Genomic DNA, 2,263 nt, shown 5'->3' on the forward strand with positions numbered 1-2,263 from the left:
AGACTATCTAAGCGCTCGATCTGGAGGCGCTCGAGGATGCCATCGACAGAGTCCAAAATATAGTCCTTAGAAAAATCAAAATAAGTAAACCATCTTTGCGAATCCCACACTTAGACTGGATCCACATCTGATTCCGAAGATCCGGACGGCGCTTGAGAACCTTTCCAAGCAAGACCTCACACTGGCCATCACCATAGATATCTGCCAGATCAAAGGTGTTGATCCCAATCGACAAGGCTGCCTCCACCAAGGCCTCCACCTCATCTTCACTCATCTGACTGATCCGCATCATCCCAAGGACAATGGTTGATAAACGCTCATTTTCAGCAAAATCAATATACTTCATCTCTGTCTCCTTTTCTGTATCTCTATTGTAGTGAAAAGGATTTCAAAAATCAATTGGGAATCAAACAAGCCCTCATCTGTAACTGAGAGCTTGTTTGATTAGCGATAGCTGAGAGCACGTTTGATAGTCTTCCACGGTCCGAGGTCATCTGTCTGGAGGATCAGGCTCGCATAGATACGAGCAATAAGCACTGTTCCCACAATGGTAAAGAGGACCGCAATTCCCAAAGAACTCCATGATTCAAGACCAGTCGCATAGCCATTGATGGTACGGAAAGGCATGAAGAAGGTTGAGAAGAAAGGAATGTACGAACCGATCTTCAATAAGAAGACATCACCGGCACTTCCCAAGGTAGTTACCCCAAGGAAGCTAAAGATAACTAACATCATTAGTGGTGAAATCGCTTTTCCTGAATCTTCAGGTCGTGCAACTGTTGAACCTAAGAAGGCAGAGAGCACCACATACATAAAGATCCCAAGGATAATGAAGAAGACGGTATTGAGCGAGATCGACTCTGCAAGGTGTTGGGTAATCGGTGAGTTTGGAGCGAGAAAATCCTTGACAACAGGGATATCTGCTTTAAAGATCCAAACAGCTACTAAACCAATCACATAGACAAAAATATGAGTAAAGATCACTCCGAAGAGTCCTAGCATGCGTGCGAAGAAATAGTCGGTTGCTTTGATACTAGAGAAGACCACTTCCATGATCTTAGTTCCTTTTTCACTGGCCACTTCCTGGGCTGTGATACTAGAGTAGAAGATCAAAATCATATAAAGCAACATTCCCAGACCACCTGCAACCATGGTTTGCACCATTTTCAAACCTTCTTTTTTCTCATCAATTTTTTCTTTCAGAGAAACCTGTTGAGACAAGGCTGTCAGTTGCTCTTTGCTTAGATTAGCACGCGCTAGATTGATTCCTTGTTGGACTTGGCTTAATTTCGCAGCGACAAGCGATTTCAAATCTGTTTTCATGGCTTGGTCGCCTACATAAGTGGCTTCTAGCTGGCCATCTTTTTCATCGACTGTTAGGTAAGCAGCTGCTTTCTCATCCTTGATGGCTTTTTTAGCTGCAGCTTCATCCTTGTAGTCCAAGGTCAAGCCATCAGTTCCTTTGAGACTTTCTTTGACAGCTGGAACTTCTGTCACCAAGGCCACCTGGTTTTTGGCATCTGTAGAAGAACCTGTCAGATAACCGATTCCAATGCTCAATCCTAAAAAGAGGAAGGGACCGAAGACCATGAAGAGGAAACTCCATGATTTCACTTGTCTGATATAGGTTTCTTTCATTACGACAAACATCTGTTTCATACTTCTACTCCTGATTCAAGTTTAAAGATCTCATCAATAGTTGGGGCTTGGTGGTCAAAGGTCGCAAGGTAGTGGCCCTTGGTCAAGCGGTCAAATAATTCTGGACCAGCTGATGCATCATCCAAGATCAACTTCCAAGTCCCTTGCTTGGTCATGCTGACCTTGGTCACGTGTGGCAGAGCTTCTAGCTCTTCTTTGCTAAAGTCGTTAGAAACAAAGAGACGAGTCTTGCCATAGCTATTACGGACCTCTTGGACTGGCCCTGAAAGGACAACCGAACCATCACGGATCATTAGGATATCATCACACAACTCTTCGACATTGGTCATGACGTGGTCAGAAAAGATAATGGTTGCCCCACGCTCTTTTTCTTCAAAAATGACCTGCTTGAGCACTTCTGTATTGACCGGATCCAAGCCGCTAAAGGGTTCATCTAAAATGATCAATTTAGGCTCATGGATCAAGGTGATGATCAATTGAACCTTCTGTTGGTTCCCTTTTGAGAGACTCTTGATTTTATCGGTCAATTTTCCTTTTACTTGGAGTTTTTCCATCCAGGTCGGTAATTTTTCCTTGACCTCAGCAGTGCTCATTCCTTTAAGGC

Annotated in this window: 2 protein-coding genes and 1 pseudogene; all 3 read right to left on the reverse strand. The window is 43.8% G+C overall.

The window, feature by feature from the left end; translation table 11 throughout:
• Positions 1 to 346 (reverse strand): annotated as a pseudogene (locus HSISS2_RS06965) (aldo/keto reductase); the annotation flags it as partial.
• Between the two features lie 98 nt (positions 347 to 444).
• Complete coding sequence (locus HSISS2_RS06970; protein ID WP_021146064.1) at positions 445 to 1,659, reverse strand: ABC transporter permease; 1,215 nt, start codon at positions 1,657 to 1,659, stop codon at positions 445 to 447.
• A partial coding sequence (locus tag HSISS2_RS06975; RefSeq protein WP_042767066.1) for a DUF4162 domain-containing protein occupies positions 1,656 to 2,263 on the reverse strand: 608 nt, incomplete at its 5' end. The genes HSISS2_RS06970 and HSISS2_RS06975, both read right to left, overlap by 4 nt.

Source organism: Streptococcus sp. HSISS2 (assembly GCF_000448665.1).
In the GTDB taxonomy this organism is placed as follows: domain Bacteria; phylum Bacillota; class Bacilli; order Lactobacillales; family Streptococcaceae; genus Streptococcus; species Streptococcus raffinosi.

Bases quoted from the DNA above. Each gene is read 5' to 3' on its own strand.
- HSISS2_RS06970 (WP_021146064.1), bottom strand. From the start codon at position 1,659: ATGAAACAGATGTTTGTCGTAATGAAAGAAACCTATATCAGACAAGTG.